Genomic DNA, 277 nt, shown 5'->3' with positions numbered 1-277 from the left:
GAATTGGAGCTTCATCTGCTACAAAAGGAACTGCAGGAGCAAAAGGAACTATATTTCACAATAATGCAAGCTTAAACGTAAACGACTGGAAAAATGTAAAAGTAGCCGACGGAATGGGAAGTATGTCTCTTTTTTCTATGAGTAGCGTTTTTGATAAAGTTGGAGCAGGATTTACTGGAAACAACGGGGCAATAAGTCCTTATCCAGAAAATATGGATATCACAGCAAACTGGACGGTCTTAACAGGAACTGTAACCACTTTTTCAGTTACCAATAC

Annotated in this window: 1 pseudogene; it reads left to right on the top strand. The window is 38.6% G+C overall.

Annotated features, from left to right (window positions below):
- Positions 1-277 (top strand): annotated as a pseudogene (locus tag SCA31_RS23135) (hypothetical protein); the annotation flags it as partial.

Source organism: Chryseobacterium sp. SIMBA_028, from assembly GCF_046535285.1.
Classification (GTDB): domain Bacteria; phylum Bacteroidota; class Bacteroidia; order Flavobacteriales; family Weeksellaceae; genus Chryseobacterium.
Note: the sequence above shows the minus strand (reverse complement) of the source record. Positions and strands in the feature narration are given on the sequence as shown.